Below are 22,640 nucleotides of genomic sequence, written 5' to 3'. Positions count from 1 at the left end.
GGGAAACGAGCGTGGCAGAAGTTATTCGGGTTTTACTGGTAGAAGACGATGAGGATGATTATTTCCTCACCGCCGACTATATGTCCCAGTGTGATGACCCTAAATTCCACATCACATGGGTGACAAATGGCAAGGCCGCCATCGATGCTTTTCAGAAGCGCACCTTTGACATTTGTTTGCTGGATTACATTTTAGGGGCGGAAAATGCACTTGATGTGCTTGCCACCTTTAAAGCTGCGGGTATCACCGTTCCTGTTGTCATTCTGACCGGACAGACAGACAGTCAGGTGGATGACATGGTGATGCGTGCCGGTGCGGCTGACTATCTGAACAAAAGCGAAATTGAATCCCCCCGTTTCATGCGGACTATGCGATATGCCATGGTTCGTCGCGAGATAGAAAACGAGCGCATCGAACGTCATAAAGTTGAGCAGCAAAATAAAGCAAAAGATAAGTTCCTGGCACATCTTGGCCATGAGTTACGCACACCGCTGACATCGATTCTGGGCTACACCGAGCTGCTGCTTGACGATGAAGCCAACGAACCGATGAACCAGGAGTTGTCGATTATTCACACCAATGGCAAACACCTGCTCAGTTTGCTGAACGATTTGCTGGATATGTCACGTATTATGGCCAATAAACTTGAGCTTTCACTCAGAGAAGTGAATCTCAACGGCTTTCTCACAGACGTCCATTCACTGATGAATCTGGCTGCGAAAGACAAAGGGCTGTCCATGGAAGTCTTTTCGCAAAACGATATTCCGGATTTTATTACTGCCGATCCCACCCGGCTCAGACAGGTATTAATCAACCTTATCAGTAATGCGGTTAAGTTTACTGATACCGGCACCATCCGGGTGTCAGTGGAAACCCTGCCTCCCCGAAAATCTGATAATAAAGAATTGCTGTTATTCCGGGTCACCGATTCGGGTATCGGCATGCCCCCAAACAAACTGGATGACATCTTTCGTCCTTTTGAACAGATTGAAGATGTTATGCGGGCTAACCATGGCGGCGCGGGTCTGGGCCTGGCGATATGCCGTGAACTGGTGTCCAAAATGGGCGGAGAAATCAGTGTTGAGTCAGTATTTGGCCGCGGCAGCACTTTCTCCTTCACCATTGATCCGGGTGACATCAGCGAACAGCACTTTGACGTCTTCCGGTTATCAGCGCCAACGCCGGATGAACTCAGCAATAACCATCTTCATGTCACCGGCCGGGTACTTATCGTCGACGATTTACGTGAACTGAGAAAGCTGACCGGTCATATGGTCAGTCAGTGTCATGCAACTGTGTCCTATGCTGAGAATGGTGTTAAAGCGCTGGAAGCCGTTTTGCAGGCTGAACAAGCGGGTAAACCTTATCACCTGGTGCTGATGGATATACACATGCCGGTGATGAACGGCATTGATGCCCTTAAAGCCATGCGTAAACACCAGTGTAATGTCGCCGTAGTGGCAATTACCGCCGCCAGCAGAAAAGGCCTGAGACAGTCGCTGCTGGACGAAGGATTTGATGATGTGCTGGGCAAGCCCATCGATAAGCCTGCGTTGTTCGAAATACTGGATCGTTATCTTATCAGCACACCGGGAATGGCAAAGCCTTCAGAAGATGAAGCACCCAATGTCAATAAAGCGCTGGAGTTTGTACCTTATAAAACAACTGAAACGGAGTCCTCTTCCCCGCTTTCGGATACCAGTGACAATCAGACCGGTGATTCTGACGGAAAACAGGTATTACTGGTTGAAGATGACCACGATGCTGCAGAACTGATGAAGTTGTTACTCAGTCACCTGGGCCACAGGGTTGAGGTTGCACATAATGCACGTGATGCGAAATCCCTCATTGCCATTAAGCCATTTGATGCCGCCCTGCTGGATTTAACTCTGCCGGATGCTGACGGAATCAGCCTTGCCAGCGATATCCGTCAGGATCACAAAGATTTGAAGATATACATTGTCAGTGGCCGTGAGCCTGATGAAAATGACTTAAAAGACATCGATGTCGCCGGTACATTGCTCAAACCTGTCAACCGGAACGATCTTGCCACGCTGTTTAAGTAACACGCTGATTTGGTAAGAGGTTGCCTGCAATTATTACAGGCAACCTGTAACAAACGCCGTTCCTCGCAAACCACATCAATTCCGCGAAAACAAAAAAACACCAATTATCAACAGTTTGCCTCAATGCTCGTATTGGTATTGGCCTTGCAATACTCCTTGTGAACATTCCAAAAAGGAGAAATTATTATGGCTAATGCAGCATCAACCGCTTCACCAGCTTCAGCAACAAAGACATCTAACGGTGTGACTGATTCGACACATCCTTTTACAGACAAAGCTCAAGCTTCTCTACACTCGTCCGTAGATAAGCTGGCTGAATCAGCGGCCCGTGCCGAACAGAATATCCGCTCCACCGCGTCTGACTCTGCTGACAATATGGCAGCTCGTAAGGCCCAGATGGATGCTAAGTGGAAGGCTTCAGGGGTACGTAAGTACGCCATTGAAAACCCGGTAGCTACTGCAGGTATCGCGTTTGCTGCAGGCATGCTGGTTACTTCACTTTTACGTAAAAAGTAACATGAGCGTCAGGGAGCCGACTGGTCCCGGTGAAGAGATGGTCACCGGGCACATTCCCGACGAAGCCCTGGTCAGTGATACTGACCGGGGTTTTTCTCCTTCCCGTTCAGAATTACCGGAAGGCCGTCAGGATCCTTACGCTGAAGACGCTGGCAACGAAGACACAGAGACTTTCGATGAGTCTGATCCTTCGCTGGACGACATGATCACCAACGCGCAATGGGTGCTGTTCCAAAAGCAACAGGAATTGATAGCACTGACTGAACTTACCGCAGCCGAAGTGAACGTGGCTAAGCAATCAGTGGTCGTCACCGGCATATCAATTCTGGCGTCGTTCGTGTTTGCCTGCTTCTGCTGGCTCATCGCCAATATCGGTATCGCCATTACATTGCATCATTTTAACGTTCACAACGGCATAACAGCGCTGATTGTTTTTGTACTTAATCTCGCCCTGGCGGTGGCTGCATTTGCGATAGCCAGAAATGCTTACCGCTACATTTCGCTGATGCCTGCAATCAGAACGCTGTTGCAGGCTGTTGGTGTGAACAAAGAGGAAAAACAGGAGGAAACAAAATCATGAACCTGTTTTTAACTTCGGCACTGCGCGCCCGTGACAAGGCGCAGGAAAACTACGAAATATCGCAATATGAAAGTGCGGTTGCAGTGAACCATGCTAAAGTGACGGCAAGACTTTTTGTTGCCCGTCCCGAAACTCTGCTTACCTGTTTCGGTGCCGGTGCCTGGAAAGGTGCAACCAGTGATGATCCGCCAGGCAAGCGCCGGCAAGCCCTGTTTGCTTTTGCCCGCACCGCAGTTTTCAATTTCTTAGGATAAGGACACATATGCCAGGTTTTGCATCAGGATTAATGTTTAAAACGCGCAACGTATTTTTACCGGTTCTAACGGCGAGTGTGCTGGTTCTCAGTGCCTGCAGCAGTGTTCCGGACTCAGCGCCAACGCCATATAAGGCGGCAAAATCTGAGAAACAGTACGGATATTCATCTGTTCAACTTTCTGATGCGGAGTACAGGGTGATGTTCCGCGCCACAGAAGCCACCGATGCGGCGCTGGTGCAGGAATATACTTTATACCGCGCCGCTGAAATCGCTCAGGCTGCCGGCTATGAGTATCTGGCTATCGTGAAAACAGATGTTGAACGTAAAATGACTACCGGCAAACGCCTCGTAAAAGACACCAGTGCTGCGCAGATCCCTGTACTGCAGGAACAACAATGCACAATGTCAGGCTGTTCCGGCGTAGCCCAGCCATTCCCGGCGCAAACCACAGACATGACCGTTGAAACGCAGACCATGGAAGACGTGTATTTTTCAATCATGGTAAGAATGAGCAATGATGCGGCGACTTTGGGTAAAAAAGCCTTTACAGTCAGTGAACTGCTGGCAAACAAACCTGCCTGATATCTGAATTGTAAGCATCGCCGGGGCAGTCATTTACTTATTCTGCTCTATACCTGACAAACACCTGAAATACCCGTTTCAGGCGTTTCTTTATTGGCGCAAAGGTTCCTTTCCTCTATTCTCATCATGTTGTTAATCAGAACCTTATACCATGATGAAAACTATTAAATATTCTGCAGGCTTTACATTAATCGAGCTGGTCATCGTCATTGTCATTCTTGGCGTACTGGCAGTAACAGCCGCTCCCCGTTTTATTGATTTATCTGAAGATGCCACCAATGCCGTTACTCAGGGTCAGATGGGCGCATTTAAATCAGGCATTACACTGTTACAGGCCAAATATCAGATTCGCCGGACAACGCCGATAAATATCGGTGGACAATCTGTAGATTTCACATCCGATGGCTGGGCTCAGGGGAGCACTGCGGACACCGCCGGCTGTGTGGACCTCTGGAACAAAGTTTACAGCAGCCCTGAACCGGTGAATGCGCTGGCCAGCTATAACAGTCCGCTGGTAAACGGCTGGAATACTTACTACTACAGTGGCGCCTGCGGATATATTCTCGGTAATACCGGCGATGTGTTTTACGATAACACCGGCAACCCGACTCAGGTTCATTTTGTGTACTTCACGCAGGATCTCACTGTATCTACCTATTCCGGTAATGCAGGCGATGTAAAAATGTATAACCTGTAATTGCTGTAATTATTGTTAACAGCACTTAAAAGCCGGCATTGTTCGCAATGCCGGCTTTTACTTTTTTACAGAGCAAATTGTAAAGACGTATTTACCCGTTTCTTCCACACGCTGCCTGTTTAAGCATCCAGAAAAAAGTCCTTATATATCATAAATATAAATTTTTACTAGCAGAGACAGCATATGGCCTGATCCCTGCACTTTCCCATACAGAGTTTTGCAACAAAGGGAATCCGCTGTGTCTGCTGCTAATTATCCGTCTGATAATATTTCATATCTCATCAATGTGCTGCAAAGCGGTATCACGTTTTACAGTGACGGAATTAAAGCCGTGAGCTGCGACAGTACCCGCGCCTTGTTTTCCCGTATATTAAGAGAGAAGCAACAAGCCTGTACTGATCTCATGCCCTATGCAAATCAACAAAGTGACTTTACCGAAACGTCTCTGCTTATCGAAGCGAGAAAACTCTATACCCATGTAGTCAGTAAGCTTTCTGCAGACAGTGAGCAAGTGTTTGTTGATCAACTGGTAGCACTGGAATCACGGGTTCTGAAACAGTTCGATGATGCGTTAAACGAAAAACAGAGCCAGTCTTGTGCTCAGCTGTTGCGGAAAATCCGCACACGCATGCAGCAATGTTACGATGAATTATTATCCCTGGAACAAGCCAGAACGCAGTTATTGAAAGACCGCGCCTGAACTGAGGGCGTTAAACTTTCCCTGTTATTCTTTAATATTCAGCGTATTAGCCCTTTCGACCCAGTCTAAATCGCGGGTCTGCTCATCCAGCGTTCCTTTTGCATCTTCAAGAAATACCTGACAGAAATAATCCACACATTTAAACGTGTCCCGGTATTTTTTCAGTTGTATGTCCATCTCGTGCATAGCATTTGAAAACTCTGAGTTGGATTTTGATAACTCATAGTCACATTTCAGATAAGCACACAAAACGTCTGCGGCTTTCGCCAGCGCCACGTGAATATCTTCTTTATCCTGCTCAATCAGAGGCTGATAACGCTGACGTAGTGGTTCAGGTAACGTTTGAAGTAACATGGCTTCAAACCTTCGCTCCAGCTTCTTAATCGCCATGGTGGTTTCAGGGTCGTGATATTTTACCGGGCTGGGGATGTCGCTCATACCGGCAATTTCACTGCCTTCATGGAAAATAGCCATCGAGGCTACCCGGTCAGGCTCAACATCTTCGTTAAATACGTCTTTTGCGATTGCACCGAGCATGTGAGCAACCACTGCGGCTTCATAAATATGCGTCGATAACATTTCTTCCTGAAACTGCGCCATCAATGGCCAGCGTTTTACGTTTCTTGCACTTTGCATCAAACCGATAAATGCAGAATGGTTTTTACTCATGAATAGTTGTCCGTGTATCGAAAGCGGGTCCGGCAACGGCTGGCGGGCCACAGGTAAGCCGGGTTAAATAAATGATGAAATATAAATCTAGTGTACCAGCGTCTCTCATGCACTGCATGAAAGCTTTCCGGAGACTGTGTAAAAAATGCAAGTAAGTTGTAACTACCGCCCTGTTCATCAGGCTCAAACACAACAAAACAACAACTAACCCTTAATTTTCAACAACTTAAATAATGGCACAATACCAGCATAAGTTAATATGTCATTTACTAGAGCAATATGAGGAAATAATTATGCTAGGTTGGGCAGTTACATTTTTCATTATCGCCATTATCGCAGCAGTTTTTGGCTTTGGCGGCATTGCCGGTGCAGCATCAGGCATTGCTCAGTTTTTATTCTTCGTGTTTGTAGCGTTGCTGGTGATCTCTCTGATCGCAAATGCATTACGCGGCAAATCACCTAGAGTCTAACAATATACATTGGAACAAGGAGAAAGGACTATGAACTTATCTAAATTAATGCTTAAGGCACTGTTAGTAGCAGGTTTTGCATTCTCACTGGCCGCTTGCGGCGACGGTGAAGCAGAAAACGCAGGTGAAAAACTTGACGAAGTCGTTACCGATGCTGGTAACGCAGTTGAAGACGCCTGTGAAGATGCCAAAGAAGGCATGAATGCAGAAGACAAAGACTGCTAATCAGTTCTGAGAAAATCAAAACCAGACCTCCGGGTCTGGTTTTTTTATGTCTGACACCCCATAGCCTGTTTCAACAAAGCCGGCCTGCTTCTGATCAGATAATTCAGAAAACCAATTTTTTCATTTGTCAGCTGCCGGTAGTCAAAATACGGCGTCACAACCAGCGACCGTTGCAAGCACACAGCAAAATCAGCCGTCAGCCATTCCACACTGTCTGTTAGTCCCAACGTCCCGGCAAAGGTTTTGCCCATCACAATGTTTAATCTGGCGGGGTTAAAGTGTTCCGGCGCTTTAAACCAGAGTGCAGTACTTCCCTGCTCTGTCAGCAATAGCTCGTCACGATACTGCTGCCATGAGGAAATGCCTTGTGTTGTGCCGGCACTCTCTGACAAGGGAAATACCCATTTTGCGTAGACATTAAATACTTTACGCCAGCCGTTTCCACATTCCCGGTTTATGTTCTCAATGAGGGTATTATTTGCCGGCAACAATTGTCCCGAAGGCCCCGTCAGAGGATAATCAGGCCGGTTTGCCATAAACACCTGAATACACGCCTCTTCACACCCTAACCCTGCAACGGAATCTGCCTCAGGCATTGCTCAGCTCCTTTCTCAGCCATCAGTAAAAAAGGCCTGCATCGCTGCAAGCCTTTATTCGTCTATATATCTTACCTGATTGCAGGGGCATTACTCGCTACTTTTCTTACCAACAAAACGGTTTAGCAGCGCCGGCAATAAACTCAGGTCAGTAAACAGTGCCAGCAGCATCGCCAGTGCCGTCAGCAAGCCAAAATACACACTGGGTAAAAAGTCAGAAAAACCGAACAGTGAGAAACCCGTTGCAATAATGGTAGAGGTGAACAATATAGCCAGTCCGGAATGCCCGAAGGCTGAACGGCTCCCAGCGTCTGCGCTGCCATCTCCCTGTCTCATACCAGACAGGTAACTGTGTAAAAAGTGAATGGTATCATCGACAGCTATGCCCATGGCAATGGCTGCAATAGTGATAGTCATAATGTCAAGGGAAATACCGGACCAGCCAATGATCCCCAGAATTCCCAACGTGGTGAGAATATTCGGTAGCAGCGCAATCAGTGTGACCTTAAGCGAGCGGAAAATAGCAAACAGCACCAGCGCCAGCACTGCATACACAATACCGAGAGTTTTAATTTGGGAGTCAAACAGACGACTGAGAATATCCTGATATAACACGAACAGGTTAGTCAGTTCATACTGAGAGTCATCCAGCCCCGTGGCTTTCAAGTCAGACTGCAGTTGTGTCATAAACAGTTGACGGTTCAACCCCTCAGTGGTGTCCTGAATACGTGTAGAAATACGAAAGGCATTATCTTCAGCAGAAAAATACGCCCCCACCAGCTGATTTACCACCTTTTCATCCAATAAACGGTAGATAGAGGTAAGCTCATACTCAGTAAGAGGTTTTCCACCATTTAACTGTTTTGCCAGTTCAGTAAAATTCACTACCGACGTCACACTGCCTGTAGCGTCAAATGCCTTAATGGCCGCCTGCGCCAGCTGCAACTGTGCGACAGAATCTGCCGTCAGCACCAGTTCCTGCGACGCGTTTTGTTCATCCAGTGTAATGATTACATCCAGGGCGGTAGAACCACCAAATTCGCGATCGATAAACGCCAATTCTTTATAGATTTGCGTGTTTTTATCAAAGTAATTAATAAAGGAGTTTTCAACATTAAGCCGTGTGATGCCCGCTGCCATAACAGCAAACACAATGAGCACAAACCCGCTGACAGCCAGGGGAGCGCGCATCGATAGCCGGCGCAGGCGTTCCAGCAATGCTTTAATAAAACCGTACTCTTTCGTTTCTTTACTGGCCGGTAAAAATGACAGCAAAGCCGGGAACAGCAGCAAACTTACTGCCATGGTGATCAACATGGAAGCCAGCATCATCCATCCAAATGCGACCACCGGCTGCAAGCCTGAAAAGATGAGAGCGCCGAATCCTACAGAGGTTGTCAGCGTGGCGTAAAAACAGGGAGACAGTTTGTCTTCCAACGTAGCGATAATACGCTCGCGTTGAGAATACGCCGGGTTATCCCGGCTTATTTCACGGTAGCTGCCGATGACGTGGATCATCACCGCCAGGGTAAGGATAAGTTGCAAAGCCACAAAATTGGCTGAAATGACTGTGGTACGTAAATCCAGCAGCCCGAACAGGCCCATGGTCAGAAATACGCTGACTGCACAGGAAAGTAACGGAAAGAATACCCACTTAAATGACCGGTACAGTAAGGCCAGAAGTAACACAATAACTGCAGCGATTGCGGTGCCAAAATTCACCAGGTCTGACTTGATAATATCAATAAGATGCTGGCCCACCACATAGGCCCCGCCCAGGTAGGTGTTCGCTCTGTCAGACACAGACTGCGTGATTTGTTCAATTTGTTCTATTTCGGCTTTGCGCTGTGCGGTCAGTTGCTGCCGGATAGGGTCTGCCTTCGCCTTTAACGCTTCAATTTTCTTATTGTCGGCGTCACTGAGGCTCTCACCGTCTAGTACTTTGGCCTGAATGGCGGTGATTTCTTTGTCTATTCCTACCAGTTCAGGATTGTCTTTAAAAACGATCTGAATACCCGTTGCGGTTTCCTGACGGTTAACCAGCAGATCAGTAAAGATCGGATGGCCTGAAATCATAGATTTCATTTGTGCGGGAGAATACTGCTGCTTTTCCCATGACAGAGAAGCCACGTCGGTATCACCGGTAAGTGCACCGGCATCATTAATAAGTGGCACGGTGATAATGGATGTCACAGCTTCTACACGGTCGATTTTCTTTATTTCTGCCGATAGCGCAGCAATATCATCAAATGTCTGCCGGCTGAACAGATCATGAGAAACCGGCTCATAAGCCAGCAGAATAAATTCCTGCGGGGCGAACGTCTCATCAGCAACCTGAGTCTGAATGTAGAGCTTGTTATCTTTGACCAGTAAGGTGTCTGCGGACGCATCAATGCGAAATTGCGATATGTGTAATCCCAGCCACGCTAAAGCCGCAATAAAGAAAACCAGAATACCCCAGCGGGCTGAAATGATTCCTGCCGCCAGCTTACTGGTTATCTTGCTGTTCGCGTTCACTGAGTTCGAAGAGTTCGTCACGTCGCTGTCCCTGAATGTACTGATTACGGAAATAGATGTAAGGATCCTCAGCCTGCTCATACAGTTTTCTGTACGTATCCGACTGATTTGAGAAGTCATCAAAACCTTCAAAAATCCTCAATTGATAGCTTTCCGGTGGTTCGGCAATGTAATTTACCGGATGGACAAACCCTTCGGTTAGTGTTGATAACGCGCCGCGGGGATCAGACGGACCTAAAATGGGAATAACCAGATACGGGCCGGAGCCAATATCATAGCGTTGTAAGGTATTTGCGATGGTTTGCTTTTGCGGTTTGATGTCGAACCAGTCGGATGCGGGGTCGAATAAGCCGAGCAGTCCCACCGTAGAATTGATCAGAAAGCGCCCTAAGTTTGCACCAGCCTCACTGAACTCGCCTGCAAAGGTGTTGTTGACCAGATTCAACGGTTCTCTGAGATTATCAAAGGCATTACCAATTTTGTCTCTTACCACCCCTGGCACTACATAATGATAACCGTCTGCCAGCGGTAAAAGTACATACTGATAAGACACATTATTAAAGCTGAACATGGCCCGGTTGAAACCTTCCCAGGGATCATTGTAATACACCTCATCACCGGTATTCCCTGACTCACGGGTATCACCTACTGCAACCACTACCGGAGAAACAGATACGGCTCCCTGGCTGGTTTGTACGATAACGTCCTTACCTTTCGCAAGCTCTTCAGCCAGTGCGGGTTCGTTATTTTGAGGTTGCTTGTTGTCCTGCGGTTGTACAGCAGAATTTTCAGGCGTGTCGGGCGCGCTGGCACAGCCACCCAATAAAAATAAACAAATAATTAAGGCGAAAGCACCTTGTCTATAAGCTGGCATAGATACCACTTTCCTTCCTATCGTGGTGATTCATTATATTTTGAGCCCGCTGCAGAGCTTCATCCCTGCTGTAGTCCCAGTCACTATCATCATAGTTACGGGCCAAATTAAGATAATGCTCAATCCTTTGCTTACGAATTTGATGAAACGAATTCGCCGGGTCAAACTCCAACTCTTTAAATACCGCTTCAACTTCTGCCAGATCAGCACCAGTTGATGCTTCTGCCGGCGTTTCCCCCAGCCAGGTTGAGAGTTGCTTTCCGGAACCCAGAGCTACAAGACTGGTCAGAAGTAACACTGTCATTACTGCAATTTTTAAGTAATTCATGTTTTTCACCATCGTTGTTTAATTCAAGGGTCGTCCGGATCGCTTACCTGTACTTACTTAGCGGTCGCTGCCTCCGCCATCACTGCACCTGCCGTTGCCTTGCCGGCTTTGTGGTCACTTTTGTCATAGCGATCGAACCAGTTAAAAACTGGCTGCGAGTGAATGAGACGCTCAAATGACGTTGACGGTAACGGACGGTGTTTAGTCTTCAGAAATTTCATACTGCTCCCTTGCGTGCGTAGAATTGAATTCCGGTAAATGACTTATTTACTCTCACAACTATTTTTAATGTTCCAATTTCCGCGCCATATTTTTAAAGACCTAACAGAAACGCCGCAAAAGCCACCGCCACGCTTCAACCTCATGACCGGCCTTTCCGTAACCTACTGTTTTATTAGACTTAAGTATTGATTCATAATCATAGAAAAAAATCAGAGGAAAAAGATGCAGGCAATAAGACCCAAATAATTTCCGTTGACCCGGGAATTTGATGATACTTTTTTACTACAGGCGGGAAATATTTTCACAGACGGGAAGGAAGGTTTTTCAGCAGGATTCACAAACAGGAATGCAATAAAAAAAGGGCTGAGATAATTCAGCCCTTTCCGGATTATGCAGTTAAAAAGTATTATTCACTTTTCATCGCTGTTTTCGGTTGAACGACCTTCAGGTTGTCTTCAACGTCTGTAACATCTGTGGCGTTTTTCGCAATCTCAACGGCCAGGTCACGCTCAGCGTCTGAGTCTACTGTACCGGTAAGCGTAACATTACCCTGCTCAACATCCACGTCGATATCAAAACCGGAAATGTCAGAGTCCATCAGTAAACGGGTTTTGATTACAGTCGCGATTTTAGCATCTGTCAGTTTGCCGGTTGCAGAATCCATATCCATGTCGTCGCCGTCCATAGCTTCAGAGTCATGCTCTTCTACAATGGTCAGCTGGTTATCAACATCTGTTACGCCGTCGATATTCGCTACCAGCTCTTCCGCGAGCTTTTTATCAACCGAGTTGTCTACCTTACCGGTCAGAATAACCTTGCCATCCTGAACGTCGGTGTTGATGTCAAAAGAATTCAGATTACCATTAAACAGTAATGTTGCTTCAGCTTTGCCGTCTATCCAGGCATCCTTGGCACCTTCCTCCCACTTGTTCGCAGTATCCATAGATCCTGCAAAAGCAGAAGTAGTTAATGTACCAGCTACTAACAGTGAAAGAATTGAACGTTTCATAATTTTGCTCTCCTTAATTATCAAGCAAAATAACTGAAGCCAACTTCATGCCAGCAGATTAAAGAACTGAAAAATATAACTTTTTATCGTTAACTCTAATTTTCAACTCTTTCCCTTCATGCAAACTTTTCTCAGAACCCCGTATTTTTTACCTTGCATTTACAATTGCTGAAATCACCTCGTTTGATCGAACAGGGCAGAAAGTCTTTATATAAGTAAGCTAAATAATTTGATTCCGGACAGTAATTTCAGCGGACGAACCATGACAACAGTACTCTCTATTATTACCCTTTTCTTTATTGTGGCTGCAATACTGCCTCACATACCCGGCCAGCACTGGTCAATCCGCGTATGGGAGTTTCCCCGTCTGCAACAGGCGTTTAGTTTACTTGTGCTCACCTTAGTCTGGACATACTGGTATATCGAAACGCCCTTACTGGCGCTGTGCATGCAGGCCGGTGCTGTCTGTGCTTTGCTCTATCAACTGGCATGGGTAATCCCTTACACACCGGTATGGCGCACGGAAGTGAATCAGGTACCAGCAACTGATGACGACCGCACAATAAGCATTCTGACCAGCAATGTATTAATGACTAACGATAACTATGACGCACTGATTAATCTTACCAGGCAACGTAGACCGGATATTCTGGTGACGCTGGAAAGCAACAAAGACTGGGAGCAGGCACTGTCGGTCCTTCATGATGACTATCCTTACCGCCTTTCCTGCCCGCTGGAAAATCTCTACGGCATGCATCTTTATAGCCGGCGTCCCTTCGGCAACGAAAAAATCCGGTTCATTATTGAAGATGACGTACCGTCTATGGAAATCTGGCAGGAAATGGCCGGTACTCAGGTAAAAATCCATTTTGTACACCCAAAACCGCCAAGTCCTACAGAAAATAAATCTGCCGAACCCAGGGATAAGGAACTGACACGGGTAGGAAAAGAAATGGCAAAGTTAAAGCAGCCGGCGATTGTTACCGGCGACCTCAATGATGTGGCATGGTCACCGACGACCCGAAAATTCAGAAAAATAAGTGGCATGCTGGATCCCCGTCGTGGCCGTGGATTTTTCAACACTTTCCATGCGGATTATCCGTTGCTGCGCTGGCCCCTTGACCATGTCTTTCATACTGAGCATTTCGAACTGGTCAAAATAGAAAGAATGCCGGATGTAGGCTCAGATCACTTTCCCTTGCTCACAACACTGAGATTAAAAGCCAATCAATCAGTTGAACAGGCATAAAAAAACCTGTGGCTTTTCAGCTACAGGTTTTCATGGACACTCTTTTAAACGCGTTTTGTCAGGCTGTGATTGCCAGCGGTTCCTGTGTGGCATAGCGTTGACAACGACTCACAATGTCACGGTAGTCTGAAGGGTCAGGAACACTGTCATCTGCTGCGGCAAAGGCAGCGTTACCTGCGGGGTCTTGCCCGGGGTTCATCAGTAATACCGGCGAATCACAGGCTTGTTTTATTTGTGCCAGTATATCCGCACCGGGTAAATCCGGCATCGCCACATCGAGGAGAATAGCATCGTACCGCTGAGCCTTGCTCAGACGGATAGCCAGCTTTCCGCTGGCAGCAAAATCCACTTTCCATCCCAGTCCGGTCAAAAAGCAGGTTAACTGGCTTGCTACCACAGGATCGTCTTCAACGACCAGAATTTGTAAGATTGTACCGGGGGTCATGTTGCCTCCTTGCTGTTTTCACACTCTGTCCGCATTTCTGCGACAGGTCTCATAGACCCTAAAACTTAAGGAAACGCACATTTCACTTGTACTACAGGTGCAGCAATCAACTTGCTACCTTTCTGCACTTCTATCTGCAGGATTTACGAGTGCAGAATTCACGCCATCTCTGTATAAGCGGCGTTTATAACGAATTATAGATACCACCGAAATCAGTATTAACCCTAAATATTAATACCTTAAAGAAAAAAGCGTACTGATATCATGATCAAAGGTAAGACAACATTACCATTAATGAAATTTGAAAAACAATTCTATCTGTGAATATTGTCCCCATGGCAGACCAAATTGGGACAAGCCTTCCACCGACTGCTCATTTTTTGTGCAGGCACCGGAAAAATAGATATCAGGAAAGGAAGGAATTAATTTTCCGGCATGCTTTATCGCGGGATATAAAGTGCGCAAGAGCCAGCAACCGGTCGTCCCGTGGCCAGACCGCCTGATTAAGGGTAGTGACATCGTTTTCCGATAGCCGCTGCGTATCCAGCATGAGCGCCAGTGCTTTTTTATTTGGCTTTATCAGCGCCGGTTCAGCTGCGGTAACCAGACTGACAGGCACACATATAAATTCCCGCTTTTGCGGATCGCGGATCACGCAAATTTCATTGTCACTGGAAAGTACTGCCGGCCAGCCTTCAGCGATACGGCTTTGACCAAACATGGCCAGCGTAAACGCAATCAGTACACCAGACACGGTAAGCTGAAAAACCTGAGATAAATCAGGAGCCATAACCACAATAATGGCGACTACAACACAAAAAATACACCACGCAGCAAACACCCGGCGCATGGCCTTCGGGCTGATGCCGGAAAAAATTGTTGCGTGTTTAAGTTGCTCTTTATCGAGAGTCTTAACAGAAACCAGATTATCAGACACTACAATATCCTACAGAATAACTTTATACCTGAAACGTATAACCAATATGATAAAGCCGCAACTAATCATTAGTATGACAAGGATGGACCGGATGAACGGCTATTGTTACATGATTTCTGAGCCTGAATAAGGGCTTATCTTCCGTAAAGCCAAATAAATATCGCCAAACTTCTCAAACGCTTAACTTTTGAACATGTGCGACAATTTGTCGCATGTTGGTTTTGCGACGCCGCCGTTACACTATCGCCGGATTTAATAACCGGAACATGTAAGTGAAACCATTCCCCTATGCTGTGTTGTCTGCAACCACACTGCTCAGTACATTAGCTTCTGCCGGAGAAACTCCGGTGGAAACCATCGAAGTCACCACCCGCCAGCCTCATCTTCATGGTGATGAGAACCTCTCATCCCGTCTGGCACAAGCCGGTATCACGTTTTCTGCAGCAGGCGGAGTCTCTGCATTACCGGTGATGAACGGTATGATGGGTGACCGCATTCAGCTACTCACCGACGGTGTGCCTGTTACTGCAGCTTGTGGTAACCAGATGAACCCGCCTCTGTCATATGTTTCCGCTAATCAGGTCAATACCATTGCCGTTTTACCGGGCGTATCTCCGGTCAGTGCCGGCGGTGACAATATTGCCGGGGTTATTGCATTGTCTACTTTCACACTGGCATTCAATACAAGTGATACGGTAACGTTTGAGAATGGGTCGCTGGGGTATTTTTATCAAAGCAACGACAATGGCAGAACCCTGAGCGCTGATGCTACCTTTGCCAGTGACACCTGGTATCTGAGCTATGCAGGAAATCAGTCCAAAGCCGAAAGCTACGAAGACGGGCATGGTAACCTGGTACCTGATACCCTTTATAAAGCCACAAACCATTTGCTGGGTGGCGGTTATCAGGATGCATCACAACGCCTGCAACTGAGCATTTCTCACCAGCGTATCCCCTATCAGGGCTTCCCGAACCAGTACATGGACATGACTGACAATACCAGTACAGGCATTACGGCACTGTACCAGCGACAGTTCGGAAATATTGCCCTGGATGCCACCGCCAGTACCCGTCATACCACCCATGAAATGGGTTTCTTCACGGCGGAGAAAACCGGCATGATGCCAATGAACACAGACAGCCACGACACTGCACTGAAGCTGAAGTGGACAATGCCGGCAGACAACAGCAGTACCTTCGTTTTTGGTCAGGAATATTACGCCAATCGCCTGGACGACTGGTGGCCGGCCGTAGAAGGCTCAGCCATGATGGGCCCCAATGACTACATCAACATTAATGACGGGGAGCGGGACCGCCTTGCAGCCTGGGCTGAATGGTTGTCCGCCGCTGATGAAGACTGGCAGTACCAGGCGGGACTGCGCGCTGAATATGTTACAACGGATACCGGTGAAGTTCAGGCATATGTAAACAGCAGCATGGATGGCATGTCCATGAGTGGCATGTCCATGGGCAGCGGGATGATGATGGCAAACAATCTGGCAGCGGCCAGCGCTTTTAATTCAGCAGACCGGAGTCAGTCTGACACACTCATCGACGCCACGTTGCTGGCTACACGCAAATTATCCGGCGATCAAAGCCTCACACTTGGTATAGCAAGAAAGAACCGCGCTCCTAACCTTTATGAACGTTACAGTTGGGGAACCAGCGCCATGGCCACATCCATGATTGGCTGGTTCGGTGACGGCAACGGCTATATCGGCAACATCAATCTTGCACCTGAAACGGCCAGTACAGCGTCGGTGTCCTGGCAAGCAGAAAAATCAGACTGGGCTGCAGAAGTGAGTATCTGGTACACGCGGGTATCAGACTACATTGACGTCGACGTCGCCGGTACTTTCAACCGCACAGACTCCGCTGCAGGAAAGAGAAACATTCTGCAATTTGTGAACACAAACGCCACCCTTACCGGTGCTGATGTAAAAGCATCGAAGCGTCTGTTTGATAATGAAGCAGGAGCACTGACCTGGAAAACAGCGTTCAGCTGGCAACAAGGTGAGCGCCGTCACGGAGAAGGCAATCTTTACCAAATTATACCGGTACAGAATACCATGAGCCTTGAATATGCCATATCGTCGTTCTCCGGTGCATTATCGTGGCAATGGACAGGCAGTAAAAACGATGTGGATAACCGGCGCAATGAGAACACCACTGACGCCTGGTCACTGCTCCACCTGTCTGCGGCATGGCAACAGGGTAATATGACTTTCCACTTCGACATCCATAACCTGCTGGATACCTGGTATGAAGAGCCCGCAGGCGGTGTCAACATTGCTCAGTTTAAGCAAACGCCGGAACAGGGCTTCGCGCAGATTGCCGGGCGGGGGCGGTCTTTTGACCTCGGTGTCACGCTGGCGTTTTAGCCTTAACACTTTATACTCTGCGGTTGTACGCCGCAGAGCACCATAAAAACAAGCGCGCTCTGTAGTAACAGTACGCCGGAATAACAAACAATGCGGTAATCCACGCGAATGCTACTGATCTTGCTCACCCTGCTACCCGAAAAGCGCCGGCTGAATGCCGTAGCGTTGTTTGTCTGCACGGTGCTGGAAATCGTGCTGATAAACTGGCTTATCGGATTGAACGGTGCGGCCAGTAATCCCTACGCCATCATATTACTGATCCCCCTTGTCGCCGGTCTGGTACAACTTCCCTTCAGGTTGGCCACGGCGGTATTGCTTATCAGTACCGGTGCCCAGTTATTACAGCTGCTTGCTTCCCCTGCTTCTCATCACGATGGTATGGCGCAGCATGCGGCCAATATGGTGTGGAGTTTTGCCGGCACCAGCGTGTTTATTGCAGCCATCATTTTTTATTACCGCCGCCAGTTAAGAAAGCGCAATGCGGCTATAGTTGCGCTCAGAGAAACTCAGTTAAGAAATGAACAACTCCTGGCTATTGGCACTGCCGCCGCACAACTTACCCATGACGCTGCAACGCCGGTTCAGACAATTAATTTACTACTGGAAGAATGGCGGGACAGCCCGGATCCGGCACTCATAAAGGAGCTAAGTGAACAGGTCAGCAGACTGAATGGTTTGTTATCTGACTGGCGGGAAGTGGCTGATGATGTCAGAGAGTCCCGCACGACTACCTACCGCAGTTCAGGGTTAATTAAAGCATTACGGCATAGTCTGACTCTTGCCAGGCCGGAAGCCCTGATTCACTGGACCCCGTGTAATCACGATTGCAGTATTCATGCTGACCGGACCCTGCTGCCTGCACTCACCAATATTGTCGTGAATGCCTGTGAAGAAACGGACGGTGAAACAGACAACGGCGTGTGCATCACGCAGGTTGTCAGTTCCGGTCAATGGACACTGCGGATAGCCAATCCGCTGAACAATGCACCACCTGAACACGCGCCGGTCATTGGCCGCCAACTGGTTCACAGCGAAAAAGGAAACGGGGTGGCCAGTGTGCTGACAAACGCCACAATTGAACGGTTCGGTGGTAAAGTCAGTTGGGAAGTTATTGATAGCCGGGGCACCTTCACACTTGAAACCACAGTTATTCTGCCGGCAGAGCAATAATGCAGACTATCTTCATCATTGACGATGATCCCAGACTTTCACAAGTGCTTGCCAGACGGTTCGCCACTAAAACAGAATTTAATGTACATTGCTTTGCATCGGCCAGCGAAGCCATGCACCACCGGCAAACCGGTGTTTATGCAATTTTGCTGGATATGATGCTGCAGGATGAAACCGGACTGGATTTTATTGAACAGCTTGCCGACCGCTTTTGCCCCCGACACCTGATTGTGATGACAGGATACGCCAGCATTCCTACCACCGTGCGGGCCATAAAAAGCGGTGCCACAGACTACTTAACCAAACCGGTTTCTTTCCAGACCATTTTGCAACGCCTCGGGGTGGTATCAGCCGCGGATGAAACAGAATCACTGACACCGATGACGCCGGCGCAGGCGGAGTGGGAACATATTCAGCGCACCCTGCACGATCACGAAAACAATATTTCCGCTACAGCGAAAGCACTGGGAATGCACCGCCGGACTTTACAAAGAAAACTCCAAAAGATGTCACCGGGTAAATAATATTACCCCTTGCCGTCGTCACGGGGTGACGTCAGGGTAGATTTTGATGCATTCAACCATTTGGTCAGTGCCGCATACATTTCTTCCTGCCGGAATGGCTTGCTTAAATGATCATCCATGCCACATTCCAGCGCTTTACGTTTGTCTTCCACCATGGCCGCAGCGGTCAGAGCAATAACCGGTACATTAATGCCTGATTCGCGGATTTGCCGGGTCGCTTCATAACCGTCCATCACCGGCATCTGGATATCCATTAAAATAATATCAAAATGATGGCGACGCGTTGCTGCCACAGCCAGCGCCCCGTTATCTGCCATGGTGACATCCAGCCCAAGATGACGTAACTGTTCACCCACCACTTCCTGGTTGATCTCATTGTCTTCTACCAGTAATACGTGACCGCTCAAAGCCCCTTCACGGTTGTCTCTTACCCGTGCCCGCTCAGCTTTAAACTCATCAATTTCCCGTGGCTGAGGTAACTTAAACGGCAGTTTTACTATAAAAGTCGTGCCCTCGCCCTGCCGGCTTGTTACTGAGATATTCCCGTCCATGGCGGTTGCCAGACGATGGCTGATGGTCATTCCCAGCCCTGTACCACCAAATTTGCGGCTGGTCGATGAGTCCGCCTGCGTGAAAGCATCAAAGACTACCTTCTGCTGACTTTCCGACATCCCAATCCCGGTGTCTGTCACTGAAATTACCAGCAAGCATTCATGGTCGTCGATATCTTCATACCGGCACACCAGGGTAACACTTCCCTCACTGGTGAATTTAATGGCATTGCTCAGTAAATTCACCAGTATCTGCCGCAGACGCAACGAGTCACCGGTAAGCCAGGGGCGGAGTTTGCCGTCGAAACGGAATTGCAGTTCAATACCCTTCGCTTTGGCCTGTTCAAGAAACAAATCCCGCAACTGGCTGATAATGTCCTTTATAGAAAAAATCTGTTCCTCAAGTTCCAGTTTCTGCGCTTCGATTTTGGAAAAATCCAGAATGTCGTTAATAATACCCAGCAACAGCTCGCCGGAATGATTGATTTTTTCGAACTTGTCACGGAAATTAGCCGGCGGCTCCTGGTTCAGCCCTAAACGGCTTAATCCCAGAATAGCGTTCAGCGGCGTACGGATTTCATGGCTCATATTGGCCAGAAATTCACTTTTCGCACGGTTTGAGCGTTCTGCGTCTTTAACCGCTTCAGCCTGAGCATACTCTGACTCAACCAGTCTGCTGTTAGCCTGAGTCAGATCGCGGGTACGGCGTTTTACCTGATATTCAATTTCATCAGTATGTCCGGCCACAATAATAATGAACCAGCCCAGCAGCCCGGCGAACAACACAGAACCTGCCAGCAGTAAATGCACGCCCCAGGGCTGATAAAGAAAGCTGCTGCCGCTCACCTGCAGCAGCACCCAACTATGGCCCCCGACAGTAATCGTTCTTACCTCATTTAGCGGAAAACGCTCAGCCAGGAAGCCCGCTCTGTCCTCTGCCGGCTTATTCCATCCTGTAGTCAGGTATTCTACGTCTTCGCCGGAGAGATTTTGCCGGAACAAGGTGGATTGGCCTGAAGGTGCCGCCGGATCAAAGACCAGTACGCCCAGGGTAGGTAAAAGAGAATCACCAAAAGCATTCTCAATCATTCCCTGAGCTTTCAAAACCGCAGTGGCATAACCAGAGTGATTTGATCCGGTGGTTTTTCCACCCGGCATAAACATCAGTACGCCGGGTTCAGAGCGGTCTCCCTGAATAAGGTTGATTGGCGCAGTGGGGAATAAACGATGGCTGGACCATGCATTATCCAGCGCTTTCCGGCGGGATATTTGTGAATACACATCCAGACCCAGTGCTTTTATGTTGCCCGTCATAGGCTCAATAAACGACACGATCACATGGGTATCACGGTTATCTACCGCCACCATATCTTCTTTGGCATCCAGACCTTTCACTTCAAAATGAATGGTGGGATCGAAGGCCTCGTAACTCGCCTGCATAGCCGTTTCAAACGCCTTCAGTTCCCGTCCCTCCAGTCTTTCATTCCACGATAACCCGTGAATTGAAGGGTTCCGCTTCAGCAGATCCAGCGTGAAGACACGGTATTCTGAAGGGGTGACATCTTCCTGAATTCTGACAAACCCCGCCAGCGCCTGAAGGATATCTGAGACTTTGGACAGTTCACCGCTGAGTGCACGCTCAAGAACGTTCACATTAACAGTAAACTCAACTTTGTGTTTTTCCATTTCCGTTTTGGTCACCAGCCAACCCAGCAGCGCCGTGCAGGAAGTAATAGTGATCAGGGAATAAAAAACAAAGCGGACCTTGGATACATGAGAAGACAGGGTTTTCGGTGTAAATACCAGCAGCCAGGGAATGGTAAACACGATGCCGATAGCATCGCCCATATACCAGCTTACCCAGTTTTTAAACCAGTCCTGGTCAGAAATAACCCCCTGTGCCCAGAGAAAAATATTACTCAAAGTGGCGCCGGTTAAGGGGCTGATAATTGCTCCGAGCAATAAAAATTTCGCCACCACCGCAGGACGCACAAAATTAACCGGCGCGGGAATGACACTGACAATCAGTACCCGCCCGACCAGCGCCTGTGTTGCCGCGAACGCCCCCATCATGCCGGAAACAAACAACGACGGCTCTCCGCCGGCATAGTTTAAAGATATAATGAAATTAAGCACTGCAGCACCGGCGAACACACCAAACAATGCAAACGGACCGAGCAAAAGTACGGCCAGCAGACCGAGGCCGGCAGCGGGCCAGACTACCGTAGCAAAACCCGGCGGAATGGCAGCCCATATACTGAGCAGTCCAAACAATATATAGACTGTCGAGACCAGAAAAGTGACCAGCAGTTTTTGCATGTGCGACTGAACTTTAAACATCTATTCCTTTACCTGACCTTCCACCTCAGAAAATCCTGTTTTTTCCGCTGTCACAACATGTTACATACGTAAACCGTGTTCAGCGTAACGCATTAAAACATAGTCTCTATACTATAGTTCAAATTTAAAGAAAAAATATTCTTCACCGGACAGAGTTAATATAGAATCCCATACCTGTCGTAACAAACATTGGCCGGTCCCTTGCGGATCTGATGTGACCCCTGTATGGATTATCCCGTTCTGCCCCACGAAGACGCCCGTTTAAAAGCGTTGCATGACCTGAAAATTCTCGATACTGAGCCGGATGAACGGTTAGATGCGATTACTAAGGCCGCGCAAGCGTATTTTGACTGTAAAATATGCCTTATCAGTTTGATAGCAGAAGATCGCCAGTGGTTTAAATCCAGACAATGTCTGGATAAAACTGAGACCCCGCGTAATGTATCTTTCTGTACTTATGCCATTGCCGAAGAAGAATACCTGATAGTACCTGATGCCACACAGGACAACCGCTTTGCAGGGAGTCCGCTGGTTAAGGGTGAACCCTTTATCCGGGCTTATGCTGGCATGATCCTGAAATCCCCGGATGGTTACGAACTGGGTACATTGTGTATTATCTATGATGCGCCCCGCACTTTTTCGGATCAGGATATCAATGTATTGCGGGATCTTGGCAAACAAATTGAAGAGATAACTTTCCAACATCTACGTTAAGTCATTGCTCCGAAAAGGATGC

Annotated in this window: 24 protein-coding genes; 14 read left to right on the top strand and 10 right to left on the bottom strand. The window is 47.9% G+C overall.

Features of this window, described 5'->3' with window-relative positions; genetic code table 11:
- The first annotated feature begins 11 nt into the window (after positions 1-11).
- From J3369_RS08485 to J3369_RS08455, 7 genes are all read left to right on the top strand, one after another.
- Complete coding sequence (locus J3369_RS08485) at positions 12-2,066, top strand: response regulator (RefSeq protein ID WP_349585768.1); 2,055 nt, start codon at positions 12-14, stop codon at positions 2,064-2,066.
- 186 nt (positions 2,067-2,252) lie between these two features.
- Positions 2,253-2,582 (top strand): DUF883 domain-containing protein, encoded by a 330-nt coding sequence (locus tag J3369_RS08480; RefSeq protein ID WP_349585766.1) that lies wholly within the window; start codon positions 2,253-2,255, stop codon positions 2,580-2,582.
- A gap of 1 nt (position 2,583) precedes the next feature.
- Positions 2,584-3,162: a hypothetical protein gene (locus J3369_RS08475; RefSeq protein ID WP_349585764.1), complete on the top strand. Its 579-nt coding sequence runs from the start codon at positions 2,584-2,586 to the stop codon at positions 3,160-3,162.
- A complete protein-coding gene (locus J3369_RS08470; protein ID WP_119500975.1) occupies positions 3,159-3,416 on the top strand; it encodes a hypothetical protein in 258 nt (85 codons plus the stop codon). Before J3369_RS08475 ends, J3369_RS08470 begins: the two co-directional genes overlap by 4 nt.
- 8 nt (positions 3,417-3,424) lie before the next feature.
- Positions 3,425-4,000 (top strand): CC0125/CC1285 family lipoprotein, encoded by a 576-nt coding sequence (locus J3369_RS08465; protein ID WP_349585762.1) that lies wholly within the window; start codon positions 3,425-3,427, stop codon positions 3,998-4,000.
- Between the two features lie 151 nt (positions 4,001-4,151).
- Complete coding sequence (locus tag J3369_RS08460; RefSeq protein ID WP_349585760.1) at positions 4,152-4,697, top strand: type II secretion system protein; 546 nt, start codon at positions 4,152-4,154, stop codon at positions 4,695-4,697.
- A 238-nt stretch (positions 4,698-4,935) separates the two neighbouring features.
- A complete protein-coding gene (locus tag J3369_RS08455; protein WP_349585758.1) occupies positions 4,936-5,397 on the top strand; it encodes a ferritin family protein in 462 nt (153 codons plus the stop codon).
- A 24-nt stretch (positions 5,398-5,421) separates the two neighbouring features.
- On the opposite strand, the gene yfbR is transcribed toward J3369_RS08455, so the two are convergent.
- Positions 5,422-6,066: a 5'-deoxynucleotidase gene (yfbR, locus tag J3369_RS08450; RefSeq protein ID WP_349585756.1), complete on the bottom strand. Its 645-nt coding sequence runs from the start codon at positions 6,064-6,066 to the stop codon at positions 5,422-5,424.
- Positions 6,067-6,359: 293 nt separating this feature from the next.
- Between yfbR and J3369_RS08445 the strand changes: the two genes are divergently transcribed.
- Positions 6,360-6,536 carry a DUF1328 domain-containing protein gene (locus J3369_RS08445; protein WP_070125299.1) on the top strand — a complete coding sequence of 59 codons (177 nt, stop codon included), beginning with the start codon at positions 6,360-6,362 and terminating at the stop codon, positions 6,534-6,536.
- Between the two features lie 30 nt (positions 6,537-6,566).
- Positions 6,567-6,761, top strand: a complete 195-nt coding sequence (locus tag J3369_RS08440; protein WP_119500971.1) for a hypothetical protein — start codon at positions 6,567-6,569, stop codon at positions 6,759-6,761.
- Positions 6,762-6,805: 44 nt separating this feature from the next.
- Here the strand turns inward: J3369_RS08440 and J3369_RS08435 are convergent, their stop codons facing one another.
- The 6 genes from J3369_RS08435 to J3369_RS08410 all read right to left on the bottom strand — a co-directional run bounded on the left by J3369_RS08435 (position 6,806) and on the right by J3369_RS08410 (position 12,307).
- Complete coding sequence (locus J3369_RS08435; protein WP_349585754.1) at positions 6,806-7,357, bottom strand: DUF6942 family protein; 552 nt, start codon at positions 7,355-7,357, stop codon at positions 6,806-6,808.
- Between the two features lie 90 nt (positions 7,358-7,447).
- Positions 7,448-9,895, bottom strand: a complete 2,448-nt coding sequence (locus J3369_RS08430) for an efflux RND transporter permease subunit (protein ID WP_349585752.1) — start codon at positions 9,893-9,895, stop codon at positions 7,448-7,450.
- A complete protein-coding gene (locus J3369_RS08425) occupies positions 9,846-10,748 on the bottom strand; it encodes an MlaA family lipoprotein (protein ID WP_349585750.1) in 903 nt (300 codons plus the stop codon). Before J3369_RS08425 ends, J3369_RS08430 begins: the two co-directional genes overlap by 50 nt.
- The gene (locus J3369_RS08420; RefSeq protein ID WP_349585748.1) at positions 10,735-11,076 is read right to left on the bottom strand and encodes a hypothetical protein; all 342 of its coding nucleotides are present in this window, start codon (positions 11,074-11,076) and stop codon (positions 10,735-10,737) included. Before J3369_RS08420 ends, J3369_RS08425 begins: the two co-directional genes overlap by 14 nt.
- Positions 11,077-11,129: 53 nt before the next feature.
- Entirely contained in the window at positions 11,130-11,297 is a 168-nt protein-coding gene (locus J3369_RS08415) for a hypothetical protein (RefSeq protein ID WP_349585746.1), read from the bottom strand.
- Positions 11,298-11,704: 407 nt separating this feature from the next.
- On the bottom strand, positions 11,705-12,307 hold the full coding sequence (locus J3369_RS08410) for a BON domain-containing protein (RefSeq protein WP_349585744.1): 603 nt from the start codon (positions 12,305-12,307) through the stop codon (positions 11,705-11,707).
- 262 nt (positions 12,308-12,569) lie between these two features.
- Here J3369_RS08410 and J3369_RS08405 point away from each other — a divergent pair, with 262 nt between their 5' ends.
- Complete coding sequence (locus J3369_RS08405) at positions 12,570-13,556, top strand: endonuclease/exonuclease/phosphatase family protein (protein ID WP_349585742.1); 987 nt, start codon at positions 12,570-12,572, stop codon at positions 13,554-13,556.
- A gap of 58 nt (positions 13,557-13,614) precedes the next feature.
- Here the strand turns inward: J3369_RS08405 and J3369_RS08400 are convergent, their stop codons facing one another.
- Together J3369_RS08400 and J3369_RS08395 are read right to left on the bottom strand one after the other, a co-directional pair.
- Complete coding sequence (locus tag J3369_RS08400; RefSeq protein WP_303574555.1) at positions 13,615-14,001, bottom strand: response regulator transcription factor; 387 nt, start codon at positions 13,999-14,001, stop codon at positions 13,615-13,617.
- Positions 14,002-14,407: 406 nt separating this feature from the next.
- The gene (locus tag J3369_RS08395) at positions 14,408-14,938 is read right to left on the bottom strand and encodes a hypothetical protein (RefSeq protein WP_349585740.1); all 531 of its coding nucleotides are present in this window, start codon (positions 14,936-14,938) and stop codon (positions 14,408-14,410) included.
- Positions 14,939-15,210: 272 nt separating this feature from the next.
- On the opposite strand from J3369_RS08395, the gene J3369_RS08390 reads away from it, so the two are divergent.
- The 3 genes from J3369_RS08390 to J3369_RS08380 all read left to right on the top strand — a co-directional run bounded on the left by J3369_RS08390 (position 15,211) and on the right by J3369_RS08380 (position 19,013).
- Positions 15,211-17,319, top strand: a complete 2,109-nt coding sequence (locus J3369_RS08390; protein WP_349585738.1) for a TonB-dependent receptor plug domain-containing protein — start codon at positions 15,211-15,213, stop codon at positions 17,317-17,319.
- A 108-nt stretch (positions 17,320-17,427) separates the two neighbouring features.
- Complete coding sequence (locus J3369_RS08385; RefSeq protein ID WP_349585736.1) at positions 17,428-18,489, top strand: hypothetical protein; 1,062 nt, start codon at positions 17,428-17,430, stop codon at positions 18,487-18,489.
- A complete protein-coding gene (locus J3369_RS08380; protein ID WP_349585734.1) occupies positions 18,489-19,013 on the top strand; it encodes a response regulator transcription factor in 525 nt (174 codons plus the stop codon). Before J3369_RS08385 ends, J3369_RS08380 begins: the two co-directional genes overlap by 1 nt.
- Positions 19,014-19,015: 2 nt before the next feature.
- Here J3369_RS08380 and J3369_RS08375 read toward each other — a convergent pair whose 3' ends face one another.
- On the bottom strand, positions 19,016-21,904 hold the full coding sequence (locus J3369_RS08375; protein WP_349585732.1) for a response regulator: 2,889 nt from the start codon (positions 21,902-21,904) through the stop codon (positions 19,016-19,018).
- A gap of 225 nt (positions 21,905-22,129) precedes the next feature.
- On the opposite strand from J3369_RS08375, the gene J3369_RS08370 reads away from it, so the two are divergent.
- Positions 22,130-22,618 (top strand): GAF domain-containing protein, encoded by a 489-nt coding sequence (locus J3369_RS08370; RefSeq protein ID WP_349585730.1) that lies wholly within the window; start codon positions 22,130-22,132, stop codon positions 22,616-22,618.
- The last annotated feature ends 22 nt before the right edge of the window (positions 22,619-22,640 follow it).

The organism is Alteromonas sp. NFXS44, from assembly GCF_040148705.1.
Taxonomy (GTDB): Bacteria; Pseudomonadota; Gammaproteobacteria; order Enterobacterales; family Alteromonadaceae; genus Alteromonas.
The sequence above is the reverse complement of the archived record's forward strand: the minus strand, read 5'-3'. Positions and strand labels throughout refer to the sequence as shown.

Excerpts from the sequence above, each read along its gene's own strand:
- J3369_RS08480 (WP_349585766.1), top strand. The coding sequence starts at position 2,253 with ATGGCTAATGCAGCATCAACCGCTTCACCAGCTTCAGCAACAAAGACA.
- J3369_RS08475 (WP_349585764.1), top strand. The coding sequence starts at position 2,584 with ATGAGCGTCAGGGAGCCGACTGGTCCCGGTGAAGAGATGGTCACCGGG.
- J3369_RS08470 (WP_119500975.1), top strand. The coding sequence starts at position 3,159 with ATGAACCTGTTTTTAACTTCGGCACTGCGCGCCCGTGACAAGGCGCAG.
- J3369_RS08465 (WP_349585762.1), top strand. The coding sequence starts at position 3,425 with ATGCCAGGTTTTGCATCAGGATTAATGTTTAAAACGCGCAACGTATTT.
- J3369_RS08460 (WP_349585760.1), top strand. The coding sequence starts at position 4,152 with ATGATGAAAACTATTAAATATTCTGCAGGCTTTACATTAATCGAGCTG.
- yfbR (WP_349585756.1), bottom strand. The coding sequence starts at position 6,066 with ATGAGTAAAAACCATTCTGCATTTATCGGTTTGATGCAAAGTGCAAGA.
- J3369_RS08445 (WP_070125299.1), top strand. The coding sequence starts at position 6,360 with ATGCTAGGTTGGGCAGTTACATTTTTCATTATCGCCATTATCGCAGCA.
- J3369_RS08440 (WP_119500971.1), top strand. The coding sequence starts at position 6,567 with ATGAACTTATCTAAATTAATGCTTAAGGCACTGTTAGTAGCAGGTTTT.
- J3369_RS08435 (WP_349585754.1), bottom strand. The coding sequence starts at position 7,357 with ATGCCTGAGGCAGATTCCGTTGCAGGGTTAGGGTGTGAAGAGGCGTGT.
- J3369_RS08425 (WP_349585750.1), bottom strand. The coding sequence starts at position 10,748 with ATGCCAGCTTATAGACAAGGTGCTTTCGCCTTAATTATTTGTTTATTT.
- J3369_RS08420 (WP_349585748.1), bottom strand. The coding sequence starts at position 11,076 with ATGAATTACTTAAAAATTGCAGTAATGACAGTGTTACTTCTGACCAGT.
- J3369_RS08415 (WP_349585746.1), bottom strand. The coding sequence starts at position 11,297 with ATGAAATTTCTGAAGACTAAACACCGTCCGTTACCGTCAACGTCATTT.
- J3369_RS08410 (WP_349585744.1), bottom strand. The coding sequence starts at position 12,307 with ATGAAACGTTCAATTCTTTCACTGTTAGTAGCTGGTACATTAACTACT.
- J3369_RS08405 (WP_349585742.1), top strand. The coding sequence starts at position 12,570 with ATGACAACAGTACTCTCTATTATTACCCTTTTCTTTATTGTGGCTGCA.
- J3369_RS08400 (WP_303574555.1), bottom strand. The coding sequence starts at position 14,001 with ATGACCCCCGGTACAATCTTACAAATTCTGGTCGTTGAAGACGATCCT.
- J3369_RS08385 (WP_349585736.1), top strand. The coding sequence starts at position 17,428 with ATGCTACTGATCTTGCTCACCCTGCTACCCGAAAAGCGCCGGCTGAAT.
- J3369_RS08380 (WP_349585734.1), top strand. The coding sequence starts at position 18,489 with ATGCAGACTATCTTCATCATTGACGATGATCCCAGACTTTCACAAGTG.
- J3369_RS08375 (WP_349585732.1), bottom strand. The coding sequence starts at position 21,904 with ATGTTTAAAGTTCAGTCGCACATGCAAAAACTGCTGGTCACTTTTCTG.
- J3369_RS08370 (WP_349585730.1), top strand. The coding sequence starts at position 22,130 with ATGGATTATCCCGTTCTGCCCCACGAAGACGCCCGTTTAAAAGCGTTG.